The organism is Achromobacter sp. EG18, assembly GCF_059759395.1.
Genome location: NZ_CM186213.1, coordinates 1,514,311 through 1,530,382 on the forward strand (window position 1 = coordinate 1,514,311; position 16,072 = coordinate 1,530,382).

The 16,072-nt window shown below is 70.9% G+C and carries 17 protein-coding genes; 8 read left to right on the top strand and 9 right to left on the bottom strand.

Annotation, left to right across the window (positions count from 1 at the left end; genetic code table 11):
* Positions 1-14: 14 nt before the first annotated feature.
* Positions 15-1,223 (bottom strand): MFS transporter, encoded by a 1,209-nt coding sequence (locus tag AC6CR5_RS07055; protein ID WP_070541383.1) that lies wholly within the window; start codon positions 1,221-1,223, stop codon positions 15-17.
* A 107-nt stretch (positions 1,224-1,330) separates the two neighbouring features.
* On the opposite strand from AC6CR5_RS07055, the gene AC6CR5_RS07060 reads away from it, so the two are divergent.
* Positions 1,331-2,233: a LysR family transcriptional regulator gene (locus AC6CR5_RS07060; protein ID WP_498085407.1), complete on the top strand. Its 903-nt coding sequence runs from the start codon at positions 1,331-1,333 to the stop codon at positions 2,231-2,233.
* Between the two features lie 70 nt (positions 2,234-2,303).
* Here the strand turns inward: AC6CR5_RS07060 and AC6CR5_RS07065 are convergent, their stop codons facing one another.
* The 3 genes from AC6CR5_RS07065 to AC6CR5_RS07075 form a co-directional block, all read right to left on the bottom strand.
* Positions 2,304-3,122: a DUF169 domain-containing protein gene (locus AC6CR5_RS07065; RefSeq protein ID WP_498085408.1), complete on the bottom strand. Its 819-nt coding sequence runs from the start codon at positions 3,120-3,122 to the stop codon at positions 2,304-2,306.
* Between the two features lie 85 nt (positions 3,123-3,207).
* Entirely contained in the window at positions 3,208-3,636 is a 429-nt protein-coding gene (locus tag AC6CR5_RS07070; RefSeq protein WP_054447125.1) for a GNAT family N-acetyltransferase, read from the bottom strand.
* An 80-nt stretch (positions 3,637-3,716) separates the two neighbouring features.
* A complete protein-coding gene (locus AC6CR5_RS07075; RefSeq protein ID WP_498085409.1) occupies positions 3,717-4,592 on the bottom strand; it encodes a LysR family transcriptional regulator in 876 nt (291 codons plus the stop codon).
* 198 nt (positions 4,593-4,790) lie between these two features.
* On the opposite strand from AC6CR5_RS07075, the gene AC6CR5_RS07080 reads away from it, so the two are divergent.
* Together AC6CR5_RS07080 and gstA are read left to right on the top strand one after the other, a co-directional pair.
* A complete protein-coding gene (locus AC6CR5_RS07080; protein ID WP_498085410.1) occupies positions 4,791-5,918 on the top strand; it encodes a retroviral-like aspartic protease family protein in 1,128 nt (375 codons plus the stop codon).
* 131 nt (positions 5,919-6,049) lie between these two features.
* Positions 6,050-6,655 carry a glutathione transferase GstA gene (gene gstA / locus AC6CR5_RS07085; protein ID WP_427200989.1) on the top strand — a complete coding sequence of 202 codons (606 nt, stop codon included), beginning with the start codon at positions 6,050-6,052 and terminating at the stop codon, positions 6,653-6,655.
* Between the two features lie 63 nt (positions 6,656-6,718).
* Here the strand turns inward: gstA and AC6CR5_RS07090 are convergent, their stop codons facing one another.
* Positions 6,719-7,489, bottom strand: a complete 771-nt coding sequence (locus tag AC6CR5_RS07090; RefSeq protein WP_498085411.1) for a DNA alkylation repair protein — start codon at positions 7,487-7,489, stop codon at positions 6,719-6,721.
* Positions 7,486-8,019, bottom strand: a complete 534-nt coding sequence (locus tag AC6CR5_RS07095) for a MarR family winged helix-turn-helix transcriptional regulator (RefSeq protein ID WP_081089545.1) — start codon at positions 8,017-8,019, stop codon at positions 7,486-7,488. Before AC6CR5_RS07095 ends, AC6CR5_RS07090 begins: the two co-directional genes overlap by 4 nt.
* Before the next feature lie 135 nt (positions 8,020-8,154).
* On the opposite strand from AC6CR5_RS07095, the gene AC6CR5_RS07100 reads away from it, so the two are divergent.
* The 3 genes from AC6CR5_RS07100 (at position 8,155) to AC6CR5_RS07110 (ending at position 10,042) form a co-directional block, all read left to right on the top strand.
* Positions 8,155-8,964, top strand: coding sequence for a nucleotidyltransferase domain-containing protein (locus AC6CR5_RS07100; RefSeq protein ID WP_006384534.1), 810 nt, complete (start codon positions 8,155-8,157; stop codon positions 8,962-8,964).
* A gap of 11 nt (positions 8,965-8,975) precedes the next feature.
* Positions 8,976-9,470, top strand: coding sequence for a GNAT family N-acetyltransferase (locus AC6CR5_RS07105; RefSeq protein WP_498085412.1), 495 nt, complete (start codon positions 8,976-8,978; stop codon positions 9,468-9,470).
* A 92-nt stretch (positions 9,471-9,562) separates the two neighbouring features.
* Positions 9,563-10,042 (top strand): DUF6882 domain-containing protein, encoded by a 480-nt coding sequence (locus AC6CR5_RS07110; RefSeq protein ID WP_020928004.1) that lies wholly within the window; start codon positions 9,563-9,565, stop codon positions 10,040-10,042.
* Between the two features lie 71 nt (positions 10,043-10,113).
* Here AC6CR5_RS07110 and AC6CR5_RS07115 read toward each other — a convergent pair whose 3' ends face one another.
* Positions 10,114-11,325 (bottom strand): citrate synthase family protein, encoded by a 1,212-nt coding sequence (locus tag AC6CR5_RS07115; protein WP_047990986.1) that lies wholly within the window; start codon positions 11,323-11,325, stop codon positions 10,114-10,116.
* 183 nt (positions 11,326-11,508) lie between these two features.
* On the opposite strand from AC6CR5_RS07115, the gene AC6CR5_RS07120 reads away from it, so the two are divergent.
* Complete coding sequence (locus AC6CR5_RS07120; RefSeq protein ID WP_498085413.1) at positions 11,509-12,942, top strand: CoA transferase; 1,434 nt, start codon at positions 11,509-11,511, stop codon at positions 12,940-12,942.
* Positions 12,943-12,996: 54 nt separating this feature from the next.
* Here the strand turns inward: AC6CR5_RS07120 and AC6CR5_RS07125 are convergent, their stop codons facing one another.
* Entirely contained in the window at positions 12,997-14,223 is a 1,227-nt protein-coding gene (locus tag AC6CR5_RS07125; RefSeq protein ID WP_498085414.1) for an SMI1/KNR4 family protein, read from the bottom strand.
* Positions 14,224-14,323: 100 nt separating this feature from the next.
* Entirely contained in the window at positions 14,324-14,545 is a 222-nt protein-coding gene (locus AC6CR5_RS07130; RefSeq protein ID WP_006384952.1) for a hypothetical protein, read from the bottom strand.
* Positions 14,546-14,849: 304 nt separating this feature from the next.
* On the opposite strand from AC6CR5_RS07130, the gene AC6CR5_RS07135 reads away from it, so the two are divergent.
* Positions 14,850-16,067, top strand: a complete 1,218-nt coding sequence (locus AC6CR5_RS07135) for a helix-turn-helix domain-containing protein (protein ID WP_498085415.1) — start codon at positions 14,850-14,852, stop codon at positions 16,065-16,067.
* Positions 16,068-16,072 lie beyond the last annotated feature (5 nt).

Genomic DNA, 16,072 nt, shown 5'->3' on the forward strand with positions numbered 1-16,072 from the left:
CCCCCGGGTGCCGGCTACAGTTGCGCGCCGTTCAAGCGCCGCAGGCGCCAGGCGATGGCCACGCCGCCCAGCGCCGCGGCCGCCACGATCAGCGATGCCTGCGCCCAGCCATAGCGGTCGATCACCCCGCCCACCGTCACCGGCCCGATCACCTGCCCCAGGTTGCTGCCCATCATCACCAGCCCGACCGTCGCCGCCGTGAGCGCCGGCCGTGGCGCCACCAGTGGCGCCGTGCCCAGCAGCGTCGCCGGGATCAGGCCGCCCACGGCCGAGAACAGCACGCACAGCAGGAACGTCGGCATCGCCGCGAACACCGATCGGAAGATCAGCAGCGCCACCACGCCCATCGCCACGCTGGCGCAGGCAATCAGGGTCGAACGGCGCCAGCCGCGCGACAGCAGCACGCCGGCGCCCAGGTTGCCGATGATGTTGGCGGCGCTGGCGACCGCGCTGTAGAGGCCGGCGGTGGCCAGCGGCAGGCCCAGCTTGTCCATCAGCAACACCGGCAGGAAGGTGAACAGCGCGAAGAACATCAGGCTGTAGAGCGTGAACGAGGCCGCCAGCAGCATCGGCCCGGCCGCGCCCAGGGTGTCCGTGGTGTCGCGGCGCAAACCGTTCCAGGACAGGGCCGCGCCGCCCGGCACCGGCGGCGCCAGCGCGGCGATACAGCCCAGCGCGATCACCGCGGCGGCGCCGGCGCACCACCAATAGGCGTGCCAGTCGCCAAACGCCTGCGAGGCCAGCATGGCGATCGCCATGCCCGCCGGCATGTAGCAGCTCCAGAGCGCGAACGCCAGGTCGCGGCTGGACGGCAGCACCAGGCGCTGCAAGGCCGCCGGCCCGGCCACCGTGATCAGCAGGAAGCCCAGGCCCTCGACCACGCGCGAGGCCAGCAGCACGCCATAACCCGGCGCCAGCGCGCCCGCCGCCGTGCCCGCCGCGACCGTGGCCAGGCCCCACAGCAGCATGCGGCGCGCGCCAAAGCGCGCAATGATGCCGCCGGCGGCGATGCCGCCGACCATCCCCAGGATGGAGAACACCGCCGTCAGCGTGCCGATCGACGCCAGGTCCAGTCCCAGGTCACGGCGCAGCAGCGGCGCCGCGATGATCACCTTGCCCACCTGCAAAGACGCCACCACCCCGGCGCCCACGATCGCCAGCACCGCCCCCCAACGGGTCGCCGCCGGCTGGCCGGCCCGCGCCGCGCCTTCCACCTTGTCCATCCTTTCCTCTCCTCGCTTGCAATGCCGCCAGCATGCCGGCCGGAACCGATTCTGATAAGTGATAATCTTTTGATGGAACCGATCTTGAAAATAGATCAGGACGCACGATGATAGACGCCCTCACCCTGGACCAGCTACGCGTGTTCGCCGCCGTGGCCGACACCGGCAGTTTCCGCGCCGCGGCCAAGCAGCTGGCGCGAGTGCAGTCGGCCGTCAGCCACGCCATCGCCAATATGGAAACGCAGCTGGGCGTGAAGCTGTTCGACCGCGGCGGCCACCGGCCCGTCATGACACCGGAAGGCCAGGCGCTGCTGGCCAACGCGCGCGACATCCTGCTGCGGGTGGACGCCATGCGCGCCCGCGCCCAGGGGCTGGGCGAAGGGGTGGAGCTGGAACTGTCGCTGGTGGTGGACACCCTGTACCCCATTGCCCAGGTTGGCGCCGCGCTGAACCGCCTGCGCGCCGCCTATCCGTCCGTGGCCACGCGCGTCGCGGTGCTGCCGCTGGGCGGCCCCATCGCCGCGCTGCTGGACGGCAGCCATCAACTGGGCATCATCGCCGGCGAGCATTTCCGCCATCCGCGCATCGCCATGCAGGCCTTGTCCTCGGTGCAGATGGTCGCCGTGGTCGGCGCCAGCCATCCCCTGGCGGCGCGCGTGGCCGACGGCGCGCCGCTGGCCACGCCCGAACTGGCCGACCACCTGCAGGTGGTGCAGATCGACCCATCCACCCTCAGCGCCGGCCGCGACTTCGCGGTGCTGTCGCCGCAGACCTGCCGGGTCAGCGGGCAGGACACCAAGCATGCGCTGATCCTGGCCGGCGTCGGCTGGGGCCGGCTGCCGCAGTGGCTGGTCGAACGCGACCTGGCCGAGGGCCGGCTGCTGCGCCTGCCCACCGGCAGCCTGGGGCGCGGCAGCCAGGTGGCCACCGAGGTCTACCTGGCGCACCGCATCGACCAGCCGCTGGGGCCGGCCGCGCGCACGCTGGCGGCGGCGCTGGCGGGCGCCTGACGGCCAGGGCCACGGCCCGGTCCGGGGCCAATTCGGGCCAGGCGCGGCGCCCGTGGCTGGCGGCTTCGCCTCAGGCGCGCGGCGGCTGCGCGTAGCTCACGCCCATGCCGGCGCGCACGTCGTTCTGGATGCCATACGGCGGAATCGGATAGCGCAGGCCATTGGCCGACAAGGCCTTCATTCCCTCGATCGCCATGGGCAGGTAGCGCGGCGGCAGCGCCATCAGCATTTCCTCGTCCGGCACGCCGCCGTAGCGGCGCTCGGCATAACAGGGCAAGGACAGGCTGGGCTCGCCGGTGGCCAGCGCCCGCCCCCAGGAATCGGCGCAGGCGGTCTCGCCCACCACGCTCCAGTCGAAGCGCCGGTAGTTCTTCCATTGCAGGCCGTTGATCAGAATGATCATCTGCCCGGGCGTGGCGTACACCAGGCAGATGTCGGGCGGATCGAGCCGGCCCGAGGCCAGCGGCGACACCACCATGGCCCGATACCTGCCCGCCCGCACACAGGACAGGGCTTCCTGGCGGGCGCGCGCGTCGGCCTCGGTGGCGTGCCAGACGCCGACGTATTCCTTGCCGCTGCGCCAGGCCTCGTCCTGCGGCCCCAGGCCGATCACCGCGCGGCACTGCGCCCCGACCAGGTCATCGCCGGTGATGCCGACGGTCCAGCCCAGCCGCGCCGCCATGCCGACGATCTGGTCGGTGGTGTGGGTGGCCTTGGGCCGCCGCAGTCCCTTCACGCCGGCCAGCGCCGCTTCGTCCTCGTAGAGCTTCATGCCGATGACCGTGGTCTTGAGCCGCAGCAGGCGGTTCAGGTCGTCGACCAGCGCCGCCCAGTCGAGCGGCTGGCCTGGGGTGGCCTCTTGATTTGTCTGTTGGGTTGTCTCTTCCATGCCCGTCCTTTGGACTTGTCGTTGGTACGGGCAAGACTACACGAGAGCAAGGCCGGCAGGCCAACCTGTCCGCCCCCGCCGCCGCTCAGCGGCGGCAGGACTTCATCAGGTACTTGGGCGATTCCGCGTAGCCCTGGCGATAGTAGAAGCGGTGGGCGTCGACGCGGCGCTCGTGGCAATGCACCTCGATGCGGTCGCAGCCGCGGGCGCGCGCCAGCGCTTCGGCCGCCTCTTCCAGGGCCCGCCCCACGCCGCTGCCGCGGGCCGCGTCGCTGACGCAGAAATAAGTGATGCGGCAGAAGTCCCCCGGCAGCGCCAGCTGCACCATGAAATGCAGGCCGATGAACCCCAGCAGCCGGCCGCCGTCCTCGGCCACCAGCAGTTCGGCGTCGCGGTGCCCCAGCAGGCGCTCGATCTTCTCCGGCACGAAACCCGCGGTGCCGGGATAGCCCAGCTGGGCCAGCAGTTCAACGATGTCGGCGCTGTCGCCGGCTTGCGCATTGCGGATGATCATAGGGCCTCGGGCAAAAGCGCTGATGGTAGGCGGCCACGATGTCGCCGCGATGACCGCGCGCGGCGCCGCGCCCCGCCGCGTCAGGCGCGGCGGTCATCCTGGCGCAACATTGCGAACAGGGCCTGCACGGCGGCCGAGCCGGCGGCCTGTGGTGACGCCGCCAGCGCGAAACGCCGCCGCACCGGCGCCGCCAGGGGCAGCACCCGCAGGCCCCGGCGATTCTCCGGCAGCGTCAGTTCGGGTACCAGGGCCACGCCGACGTTGTCGCGCACCAACGCATAGGCGCTGGACCACTCCATGACCGTGGCGCGCACGTCGGCCAGCGCCAGGCCAGCGTCCGCCGCGACGCTGGCCGCGTGCACGCTGCAACCGCCCGTGGCCAGCACGAACGGCTGCGCCGCCAGTTGCGCCAGTTCCACCGACGCGCCGCGCGCCAGCGGATGCGAGGCCGGCAGCACCGCCACCCAGTCGTCCTCGCCCAGCGGACAGACGCCGCGCCGCGCGGGCGGATTGAGCACCACCCCCACGTCCACGGTGCCGGCCGCCAACAAGGTCTCGATCTCGCTGTCGCTGGCTTCCAGCGGCACCACCTCGACGGCGGGATGCAGCTGCCGGAAGCGCCGCAACACCGGCGGCAGGATGATCGAAAACACCATCGGGAAACTGGCCAGCCGCAGGACGCCGCCGGCCAGGCCGGCGTTTTCGCGGGCCAGCGACTGGATGCGGCCCAGCGAGGCCAGCATAGCGCGGGCCTCGTGCGCCACCCGCAGCCCGAGCGAGGTCGGCACACTCTGGCGCCGTTCGCGCGTGAACAGCGGCGCGCCCAGATGGTGTTCAAGCTGGGCAATGGCCTGGCTGGCGCCCGACTGCGTCATGCCCACCTGCCGCGCGGCATGGGTGATGTTGCCGGCGTCCACCACCGCCAGCAGTAGCCGCCAATGGATCAGGTTCATCATGGCATGGAAAAGATAACGGATCGTCTCGAGACCGGAAATTCTACCCACGCCCGCCGCAGGATGAGTCAAGTAGACAGCGCCCCGGGGCAGCGGCGCCCCTGGTCTGTCTTTTTGCGGCCATTCGCATGGCGTCATCAAAACGTTATAACGTTTTCATATACTTTCCAGGCTCACGCAATCGTCAACGGAATACTGGAAATGCGGTTCGACCGGCCTGCCTCCCGCCTGGTGGCGCGCTTCGCTCTCATCGCCATGGGCGTTCTCGCCTCGGGTTGTGATTCATCAACGCCCGTTGCCCCGGCGGCGCCAGCCGCGAATGTGCCTGACCCGCTGCGAGCACCGCTAGCCCGGCTGGGCATGCTGGGCATCGCCCGCGGCGACTTGGCCAAAGCCGAGATCCAGCGAGCCCTGCAACAGTTGGCCACCGTGCCCTGCAACAGTCAGGCCATGGGCACGCTGGCGCCGCAACTCAAGGCCATGGGCTACCGCAAGGAGGCTGCCCAGGCATTGATCACGTTCGCCGACGAATGCGGCAATGCCGACGGTTTCCTGCTGTCCGCCGTGGGCGATCTGCTGATGATCCGCGACTATCCGCAAGCCATTGCCGTTTCCAACCGGCTGGTCGCTGCCCACCCCACCGACATGCGCATGCGATACACGCGGGCGCAGGCCTACAGCCAGACGCAGCAATACGAGCAGGCGCTGGCTGATTACCTGGAGGTCATCGCACTGTCGTCCAACCCCCAGCGGCTGGCCTCGGGCGTGTTCACCGACACCGCTCAGGCGCAGGCGAAGCTCGGGCGCTATTGCGAAGCCGCGAGCACCGTACGCATGTGGATGTCGCTCGACCCCACCCGCACGCAAAACCCGCAAGGCAAGCGGCTCGTCGCCGAGTACGAACGCCAGCGCGATTGCCCCGCCTCCTATGCCTCGGGCAAGGACGCGTTCCCCCGCAAACCCGACCAGGTCATCCTGGCGTCCGTCGAGATCAACAGCAAGAAAGGCACGTTCGTCGTCGATACCGGCGCCAGCGTGGTCGCCCTGACCCGGGCCTTCGCCGAGCGCGCAGGCATCGACTATCGCAGCGGCCGAAAGATCGCCGTGCAAACGGCCAATGGCAACGCCGAGGTGCATACCGGCATGGCAAAACGCATCCAGCTTCGCCACGTTGCCGCCACTCAGGTCTCGGTCGTGGTGCAGGCCGGCACGGAATCCGCGTTCGGTCCCGGTATCGACGGCTTGCTGGGCCAATCGTTCCTGTCGCGTTTCGATACCCATTTCGGGCCTCGCCAATGGTCCATCGCTGCCCCGGCAGTGGATGGCTAGCGCGATTGCGGGTAGCCCTTCAGCAATCAGTAATACTTATTTCTTGTTGCTGAAGAAGTAATTTTACGAATATTCCGTACCGGGCGATCCTGGGCTTCCTTTCCCTGATCGGGACACTCCCGAACGATCCCATGAAGCTCTACTACGCCCCCGATACCTGCTCGCTGTCGCCCCACATACTGCTGCGTGAACTGGACCTGCCGTTCGACCTGGTCCGTGTCGACAACCACGCCAAGCGCACCGCCGACGGCCGCGATTTCCTGACCATCAACCCCAAGGGCTATGTGGCCGCGCTGCGGCTGGACGACGGCCGGGTGCTGACCGAAGGCCCGGCCATCAGCCAATACCTGGCCGACCTGCGGCCCGAAGCCGGCCTGGCGCCGCCCGCGGGCAGTTGGGGCCGCAGCCAGTTGCAGGAATGGTTGAATTTCATCTCGGCGGAAATCCACGGCGGCTTCGGCCCGCTGTTCAACCGCGATCTGCCCGAGGCGGCGCGCGCGTGGTGGCAGGCGCGCCTGGAAAAGCGCCTGGACTACGTCGCCGCCGCGCTGCACGCGCGGCAGGCCCTGGTGCAGGACCGCTACGGCGTGGCCGACATCTACCTGTACGCGGTGCTGCGTTGGGCGCCCCAACTCGGCGTGGACCTGGCGCGCTGGCCGGACCTGGTGCATTTCCAGCGCCGCATCGAATCGCGCCCCGCCGTGCAGGCCGCGCTGGCGGCCGAAGCACACGCTTGAACAGCTCGCGGCCGGTTCGCAATGGCGATCGATAGCCGCGTGGCCTGCGCGGCCCGCGGCGCGCTACGCCCCGATGGTGCGCAGCGCCCGCTGGCAGATGCGTTGCGTCGCCGCGACCGGGCTGTGCGTCAGCCAGCGCGCGCACACCCGCCGGACCCAGTCCGGCTGGTCCTTGCTGGCATCGTTCAGCCAGTTCGCCACCGAATCCTGCACATAGACCGCCGGATCGGCGCGCAGCGGCTCCAGTAGCGGCAGCGCCTGCCCCGGATCCGCCTTGAGCGCGGCGATGTGCGCGCACCAGACGCCGCGCGGCCGCAACGCTTCGCTGGCAAAGCGGCGCAGGCGCTCGGACGGCAATGCCGTCCACGCCTGCAGTTGCGCGATGGCCGCGTCCAGGTCCGCCGCCAGCGCCGGCCGCACCGCCAGCCAGGCCCATTCGCGCACGCCGAAATGCGCGTCGTCGGCCAGCGGCCGGATCCGCGCCAGGCGCTGCGCCAGCGACAGGCCCGGCGCGGCGCCGACCATGAAGCAGGCCCAGCCGCGCGCGGTATCCGACGCCTGCGCCGCCATGCGCGCCATGCCGGGTTCGCCCAGGCTTTCCCCCAGGATCCGCGCCGCCCGCGCCATGCGCCGGGAAATTCCCAGCGCCGCCGCGGCCCGCATGCGCGCGATGCCTGCGGCGCCGACCTCGGGCACCAGCGCCTGCATCAGGCGGGCGAAGTCCACCGCCAGGCATTCGGTCAGGTGCGTGGCCGGCGCGCCGGCGTTCAGTTGCGCGAGGCGATCGGCGCCGATGTCCTTGACGCCGCGGCCGGCGGGTTTCGCGGCGCTCATGGCGCGGCTCCGGCCGGCGCCGCGCGCCCGCTGTCGGTGCCGCGCCAGACCTTGGCCAACAGGTCGCCAAGCTGGCGCCGCTCGGCTTGCGACAGGCCGTCGAAGAGCGAGCCGATCCATTGCGCGTGCTCCTTGAACAGGCGCGCCGCCGCCGCCCTGCCCTTGGGCGTCAGCGTCACGGTGACGCGGCGCCGGTCGTCCAGGCCCGGCTGGCGCAACACGAAGCCATCGCGTTCCAAGCCGTCGAGCAGGCCCGTGACGGTGGCGCGGGTCACGCCCGCGCGCGCCGCCAGCTCGTGCGGCGACAGGCCGCCGGCCTGGCCATGCAGCAGGAACAACAGCACGAACTTGCCTTCGGACAACTGCCGTGGCGCCAGGCGTGCGGCGCAGTCGCGGTCGATGGCGCCGGCCAGGGCCAGCACCTGGAAGCACAGCCGGATACCGTCGGACGAAGGCAGCCCGCGACGGGCGGCCTCGTCGAGCAAGGCATGGTGCTTGGGTTCCAACATGGCGGGATGAACGGCTGGCATGTGCTTTTGGAAAATTGATATGGAGGCATATGATAAGCCACCTAATCATTGAATGGCAAACGCGCGCGGGACCGCAACGCGCCGCCGCTCGCCACGCGCATCGCGCCCGCGGGACGAAGTGCTAGCATTGGACGCATGACCTCGATCCTGCATGCCCATCCCATCGATCCGGCCGTCCGCGAACGCGTCATGGCCACGCTGGAACACATCGAACAGCGTCACGACGTGCGCGTCCTGCTCGCCTGCGAATCCGGCAGCCGCGGCTGGGGCTTCGCCTCGCCCGACAGCGACTACGACGTGCGCTTCCTGTACGTGCACAAGCTGGACTGGTACCTGCGCGTGGCGCCCCAGCGCGACGTGATCGAACTGCCCATCGACGACGAGCTGGACGTGTCCGGCTGGGAATTGCGCAAGGCGCTGCAACTGCTGCGCGGCTCCAACCCCACCCTGTTCGAGTGGCTGGATTCGCCCGTGCTGTACCGCCAGGATGAGGCCACCAGCGCCTGGCTGCGGCACTTTCGCAGCGGGTATTTCTCGCACATGAAGGGCCGCTGGCATTACGTGTCCATGGCCGGCCGCAATTTCCGCGAATCGCTGCAGGGCGACACGGTGCGGCTCAAGAAATACCTGTACGTGCTGCGTCCGGTGCTGGCCGCGCAATGGATCGACAGCGGCCGCGGCATCCCGCCGATGCGCTTTGCCGACCTGGCCGATGCCATGGTCACCGATCCCGCGCTGCGCGACGAGATCAACGCGCTGCTGGCCATCAAGATGCAGGCCGGCGAGGCCGAGCACGGCCCGCGCTTCCCGTTGATCCACGCCTACCTGGAAACCACGCTGCCGGCTTTGGAAAAAGCCCCCTTCTTCGACCGGCCCGATGGCCAGACCGAGCGGCTGGACCGGTTCCTGTACGAAGTCGTGACCGGCGCGCCGCTGACGTATTGAGCGCCGCCATAATGCCGCCCACCCCGACCGTCACGCTGCGCCGCCTGCGCGAAAACGACGTGCCCATGATCCTGACCCTGGAATCCGACCCCGAGGTCATGCGCCACAGCACCGGCGTCAAGCCCGCCACCCAGGCGCGCCGCCAGGAACTGCTGGATTGGCTGAAGACGCCGCCCGACGCGATCGGCCACTGGGCGGTCGTCGATCCTGACGGCGTGGCGGTGGGCTGGATCAGCCTGACACGGCTGGAAGACACTGGCGCGTTGCAGCTGGCCTACCGCCTGCAACGGTCGGCCTGGGGACGCGGCTATGCCACCGGGGCGGCGCGCCAGCTGTGCGATTACGCCTGGCGCGTGCTCGACTGCGCGGAGCTGCTGGCCGTCACCTGGCCCGACAACCTGGGATCGCAGCGCGTGCTGCAGAAACTGGGCTTCACCTTCCGCGCCGTCGAAACGCATTACGGACGCGCTACCCGCGTCTACGCGCTGGCGCGTCCCCGGAACTAGGCAGGGACCGCCGCAGGGCCATCGCCACTACCGTCACGGCAGCATGCCTTTACGGGTACCCTATCGGTTTTCCATCACCCGCAAAGCCCCGCATGTCCGACACCACGCAGCCCTTCGACGTTTCCGCCTACATCGCCCAGAGCCTGGAAGGCATGCGCGCCGCCACCTCGGCGCACTGCGCCACCTGGCACCTGGACGAGGCCGGGCAATGGTCCGTGGACATGGACAGCGGCCTGATCGTGTTCCAGCTGCCCGGCGGCATCACCGCGCAAGCGCCGGTGCAGATCGTCGGCACCTCCAACAGCGAGGACGGCAGCTTCCTGTGGGGCTGGGATCATCCCTCCGTGCCAGCCGAACTGGCCGAACACGCCCAGCTGGCGCTGGCCTTCGGCAAGGCCCATGGCCTGGAGGCGTACACCCACCGCAAGGTGCCCTGCGACGACGCCCTGGCCTGGGAATTCACCGCCGTCGCCATGCGGCTGGGCGAGGCCAGCGGTTCCTACCGCGCGCAGGCCTCGGACACCGCGCACGTCTGGATGACGTTCGGCCAGGTCACGCTGTCCAAGGCCTGACGCCGCGGCGCGCACCGTACCGCGCCCCACGGCGCCGACACGGCATGCCGTGTCAGCGCCGGACGCCGCGTTCAAGCCGCGTCGGGATGCGCGCCGGTATAGGCCGCGCGCGGCCGGATCACATCCTGGCTGCCGCGCTGCTCCAGCCCGTGCGCCAGCCAGCCGATGGAGCGCCCCAGCGCGAACAAGCCGAAGGCCGCGCCCGGCGGCAGCCCCAGGTGGCGCCGCACCGCCACCAGCGCGAAGTCCACCGACGGCCGCTGCCCGGCCAGCTGGAACGCCTGTTCGATCAGCGCCTGCCAGTCGGGACGCCGCGGCAGTATCCGCGCCAGCAAGGCGCTGGCGCGCGGATCGCCGGCCGGATACAGGTGATGCCCGAAACCCGGCAGATCCTCGCCCCGCGCCAACCGTTCGCGCAAGCCACGCGCCAGCCGCTGGCCGGCGTCCGCGCCGGCATCGCCGCGTTCCAGTTCATCCCACATCGCCTCGGCGCGCGCCGTGGTGCCGCCGTGGCGGCCGCCCGTCAGCGCCGCCAGCCCGCCCACGATGCCGGCGCGCAGGCTGGCGCCGGTGGACGCGATGCAGCGCGCGGTGAAACTGGAGGCGTTCAATTCGTGGTCGGCGCACAGCACCAGGGCCATGCGGATCAAGTCCGCGCCCGCCTCGTCCACGCCCCAGGCGCGGGCGCATTGCGCGTGGATCGGCGCGTCGTCTGGCGCGGTCTGCAACAGGCAGGCCGCCAGCGTGCGCACCAGCGCGCCGCAGCCCTGCGCCTGGCGCTCGGGCGAGCGCTGCCACAACGCGGTGGCGTCGTCATCGCTGGCCGCCGTGAATAACGGCAACAACGCGGCCTCGGCGCGCTGGCCGCGATGCCGCGCGAACAACGCCGCCAGGTCGCCCGGCAACACCGGCGCGGGCGCGCCGAACGCCATGGCTTGGTCGCACTGCCAAAGATGCGCCGCCACCGCCTCCACCGAACGCGAACCGGCCAACGCCACGGCACTTTCCCCGCGATAGAACAGCTGCCCGTCATCGATCAGCGTGATGGCGGACTCCAGCACCGGCAGCCCCCAATTCAGCGTGGCCTTGGCCACCTCCCTGGGCTTGCGCCCGCGCGTGCGCTGCGCCGCCAGCCGGTCCACATCCTCGGCCAGGTAGCGGCTTTCACGCGGGGTGGCGCCGGACTCGGCGTGCAGCAGCCCGCGGCTCACATAGGCATACAGGGTCTGGCGCGACACGCCCAGACGGGCGGCCGCGGCGGCGGAAGTCAGGTAATCGGGCATGAGGGCGGACGGTGGCGGACGGCGTTCAGCTAAGGGGAAAACGAAGGGGAAACGAGGCCCGGACACGGCATGGCGACCGCCATGCCGTGAGGCTGGACCAATAAGTTGATTAGATTAATCAATATTGACAATTAATACGAGAAGAATAATCCTGACGGCATTCTCCAACGACCAGGAAGCCTCATGTCCGCCAACGCCCTCCCGCCCTCGCCCGCCATTGCCGACTATCTGCGCCAGTTCTGGCTGGCGGCCGGCGGCGACCCCGCGCACCTGGCGCGCGTGGCCATCACCGGCGAAGGCGCCTTGCCATCCGTCTTCGCCGTCACCGAATTCGCCACCGCCGCCATTGGCGCGGCCGGGCTGGCCATGGCTGAATTCGCGGCGGCCGGCGCGACCGGCCCGGATTCGACCGGTCCTGGCGCCATCGGCCAGGTCACGGTCGACCGCCGCCTGGCCTCGATCTGGTTCGGCACCACCTTGCGTCCGGTCGGCTGGAGCGCGCCGCCGCTGTGGGACGCCGTGGCGGGCGACTACCGCGCCGCGGACGGCTGGATCCGGCTGCATACCAACGCGCCTCATCACCGCGACGCCGCCCTGGCGGTGCTGGGCGTGGCCGCCGACCGCGACGCCGTGGCCCAGGCCGTGTCGCGCTGGCGCGCCGACGAACTGGAAGCGGCCGTGGTCGCCCGCAACGGCTGCGCCGCGGCCATGCGCGGCATCGACGCCTGGCGCCAGCACCCGCAAGGCCGCGGCGTGGCCGAGGAGCCGCTCCTGCACCGCGACGCCGGTCCCGCCGCGGCCAGGCCGCAATGGCGCGTCCGCCGGCAACGGCCCCTGCAAGGCCTGCGCGTGCTGGACCTGACCCGCATCCTGGCCGGCCCCGTCGCCACCCGCTTCCTCGCCGGCTATGGCGCCGACGTGCTGCGCATCGATCCGCCCGGCTGGGAAGAGCCCGGCACCGTGCCCGAAGTCGTGCTGGGCAAGCGTTGCGCGCGCCTGGACCTCAAGTCCGCCGAGGGCCTGGCCACGCTGGAACGCCTGCTGGGCGGCGCCGACGTGCTGATCCACGGCTACCGCGCCGACGCTCTGGCGCGCCTGGGCCTGGACGCCGAGCGCCGCCGCCAGCTGAACCCGACGCTGGTGGACGTGTCGCTCGACGCCTATGGCTGGAGCGGCACCTGGCAGGCGCGCCGCGGCTTCGACAGCCTGGTGCAGATGAGCACCGGCATCGCCGAGGCCGGCATGCGCGCCAAAGGCGCCGACCGTCCGGTGCCGCTGCCGTGCCAGGCGCTCGACCACGCCACCGGCTATCTGATGGCGGCCGCGGCGATCCGCGGGCTGACCGAACGGCTTGCGACGGGCGCCGGCGGCAGCGCGCGCGCGTCGTTGGCCCGCAGCGCGCAGTTGCTGATCACGCATGGCGGCATGCTGGAAGGCGGGCCGGCGCTGGCCCCGGAAAGCGAAGCGGACTGGTCCGCGGCGATCGAGGAAACGTCATGGGGCCCGGCCCGGCGCGTCAAGCCGCCCATGCGGATCGAAGGCACGCCCGAGTCGTGGGATTACCCGGCGAGCGCGCTGGGCTCATCCGAAGCGGCCTGGCGGGACGCGGCGCGATAGGGATACGTGGGATGCGCGGGATGCGCGCAAGATGCGCGGCGTCCGCGCACAGCCTCAGATCGAAAACGCGCGCAGGTTCGCGATGCGCTCGGCCAGGCCGTCCGCGCCCAGGTAGTGCCCCAGCTTGCCGGCGCGCACGCGGCGCAGGTCTTCCTCGTAGCGTGTCAGCATGGCGTCGCGCGCCTCGGCATACGCGGCGCCCATCCCCTCGCCACCGGCGGCAACGATGAGGCGCGCGGCATCGGGCGCGCCGCATGCCACGCAACGCGCCGCGCCCAGGCCGTCGGCCCGCGCCCCGCGCGCCAGCAACTGCGCCACCAACTCTGCGGGCGGCTGGCGATCGAAGCGATGCAACGCATCCGCGCTGACCGGCGCGTCGGCCCGCAACAGCGCCTGCGCCGCCGCGTGGGCATGCTGCATCAATGCCACATCCAGCGCCGTCGCGCTGCCACGCAACGGCTGATCGAAGCGCATGCCCTGCGCCGCCAACTGGCCGACCAGCGCGCCGTCATCGTTGGCCAGCGCGTGCCTCAATGCCAGGTTGGCCAGCCGCGGCGACTGCCCCAGCGTCCCGGCCGCCAACGGTCCGCGCCAGTCCACCAAGGCGCGCCGGTAGAACGCCGTCAGCTTGTCCGCCAAAGCCTGCGGCATGCCGTGATCCGCCACGCGCTCGTCCAGATACTCCAGCAGGCGTATCCCCGTGCTGTCGGGGTCCTCGGGATCTTCCTCCAGGCACAGCTCGGCAAACGCGCCACGCAGATCGGCCGCGATCGTCGCAACGCCATCCTGTTGCAGCGCGTGCGTCCAGCCCGGCAGCCCCTGCTTCCAGGCCACGATGCCGCCGGCCTGCGCGCCCGGCTCCAGGCACACATAAATGCGGTCGCAATATTCGAAACCGCCGATGGGCAGATAACGCAGCCTGCCGTCCCAGGCCTCGCCGCTTTCCCCGGCGGCCTCTTCGGCGCATTCCTGCTCGTGCTCGATCCAGCCCGCCAGGTCGCGGTAGTGGTCGCTGCCGTCATAGAACAGTTCGGACCAACTAAGCGCCTCTTCGTTGCCGTCCATCCGCGCATGCAGGTCATAGGCCAATTCACCGCCGGCGGTCAGGCGCCACAATTCGCGCAGCGCATCGGGCAAGGGGCCGGCGCACATCGCTTCGATCTCATCGATGCGCGCCTCGCTCATGGGCGGTTGGACCGCGATCAGGACACGGTCGGCGAACAGGGCGATGCCGTGTTGTCGAAGCGACTGGATTTCGTCGTCGGAAAAATGCTCGCTCATCTTGGATGCTTCATGGATATGGCGTATCGGATTCTACTCGGGGCTGCCGCGGGGATACTGCCGCGGCTGACGGACTCCGCGCCAGACCAGCACCATTCGGCTAGCCGTCGCCGCGGTGGGTCGTTCCCGGGCAATCCAGAATGATCTGTGCCGGCCAGGCGTAGTCGGCTGCCTCGGCCGCGTCGCACGCTTGGTCGGCGCTCAACGCATCCGGCTTGCCCTTGCCTTTCGAGGCGGGCGTCTTGCCATAGGCGGGCTGCAACTGGCGGAACCGCAGGCACGCCTGGGGGGTTTTCCAGCGAAAGACTTTCAAGACATGCATGGGTTTGATACACCTTCGATATTTCCTGGTTTTCCCCGGCCACCGGCCTGCGCCGCGGCGATGCGCGATTGGCGGAACGACGCGCGGGCATGCGGATTTCGCAATAAGTGATTGCCCGCCCAACTTATCGAACGCCTCCGCGGCCGACGATAGGAACGGGTCCGAGAAGCCGCGCGATAGACCTCGCTATCCGGCCGCCGGCCGCAATAGCGGACCAACTCCCCGCGCCCGCAGCGCGGTGGTAGATTGGCGGCATCCACGAATGGACGTGGCAAGGGGGAGCGGCAACGATGGCGGGATCGTCATGGACGGGCTGATCATGGCCGCGGCGCGGGCGCTGGCCAGCGGCGACCCGCTGGGCGCGCTGGCCCGGGTGGCGTTGCGCGACGACGCGCCGGGCCTGGCGCTGCGCGGCATCGCGCTGGCGCAGTTGGGCGATTTCGACCGCGCCCGCGTCCTGGTGCGGCGCGCCGCCCGCGCGTTCGGCGCCCGGGAACCGGTGGCGCGGGCCCGCTGCGTGGTGGCCGAGGCCGAGATCGCGCTGGCCTCGCGCGACCTGGGCTGGCCCGCGGCGGCGCTCGATGCCGCCCGCGCCACGCTCGAGCGCCATGGCGACCGGCGCAATGCGGCCTATGCCGGCTACCTGGCCGGCCGCCGCCTGATCCTGATGGGACGCCTGGAGCAGGCCGAACAGGTGCTGTCGGACCTGGATCCTGCCCCCTTTTCGCCCGCCTTGCGGGCGGTGCACGAGCTGGCCCTCGCAGGCATCGCGCTGCGGCGCGTGCAAGCCACGGCGGCGCGCGCCGCGCTGGCCCGGGCCGCGTGGGCCGCGCGCGCGGCCGGCATCCCGGCCCTGCGGGCCGAGGTGCGCCAGGCGTCGCTCGTGCTGAAGGCGCCGGCCGCGCACCTGCACCGCGCCGGCGACACGCAGGTGCTGCGCCTGGAGCAGGTGCAAGCGCTGCTCGCGTCCGACACACTGGTGATCGACGCCTGCCGCTATGCCGTGCATGGCGCGGGCCGCACCCTGGCCCTGGCCAGCCGGCCCGTGCTCTTCACCCTGGCGCAGGCGCTGGGCCGGGCGTGGCCGGGCGACGCGCCGCGCGACGCATTGATTGCGTTGGCTTTCCGCACCCGCCATCCGGACGACTCGCACCGCGCGCGGCTGAGGGTGGAAATCGGCCGTTTGCGGGCGGTCCTGACGCCCTTGGCCGAGATCCGGGCGACACGGCAAGGCTTCGCATTGACGCCCGGGGCGGGCGCCGTCGCCGTGCTGACGCCCCCGGTGCAGGACCGCCACGCCGCCGTGCTGGCGCTGCTGGCCGACGGCCAAGCGTGGTCCAGTTCGGCGCTGGCGCTGGCCAGCGGCGCCAGCCAACGCCAGGTGCAGCGCGCCCTGGATGCGCTGGCGGCCTCCGGCCAGGCGCATTCGCTCGGCCGCGGCCGGGCGCGGCGCTGGATCACGCCGCCCCTGCCCGGTTTCGCGACGACATTGTTACTCCCGGCTCCGCTGCCGAATGCCTAGCATGG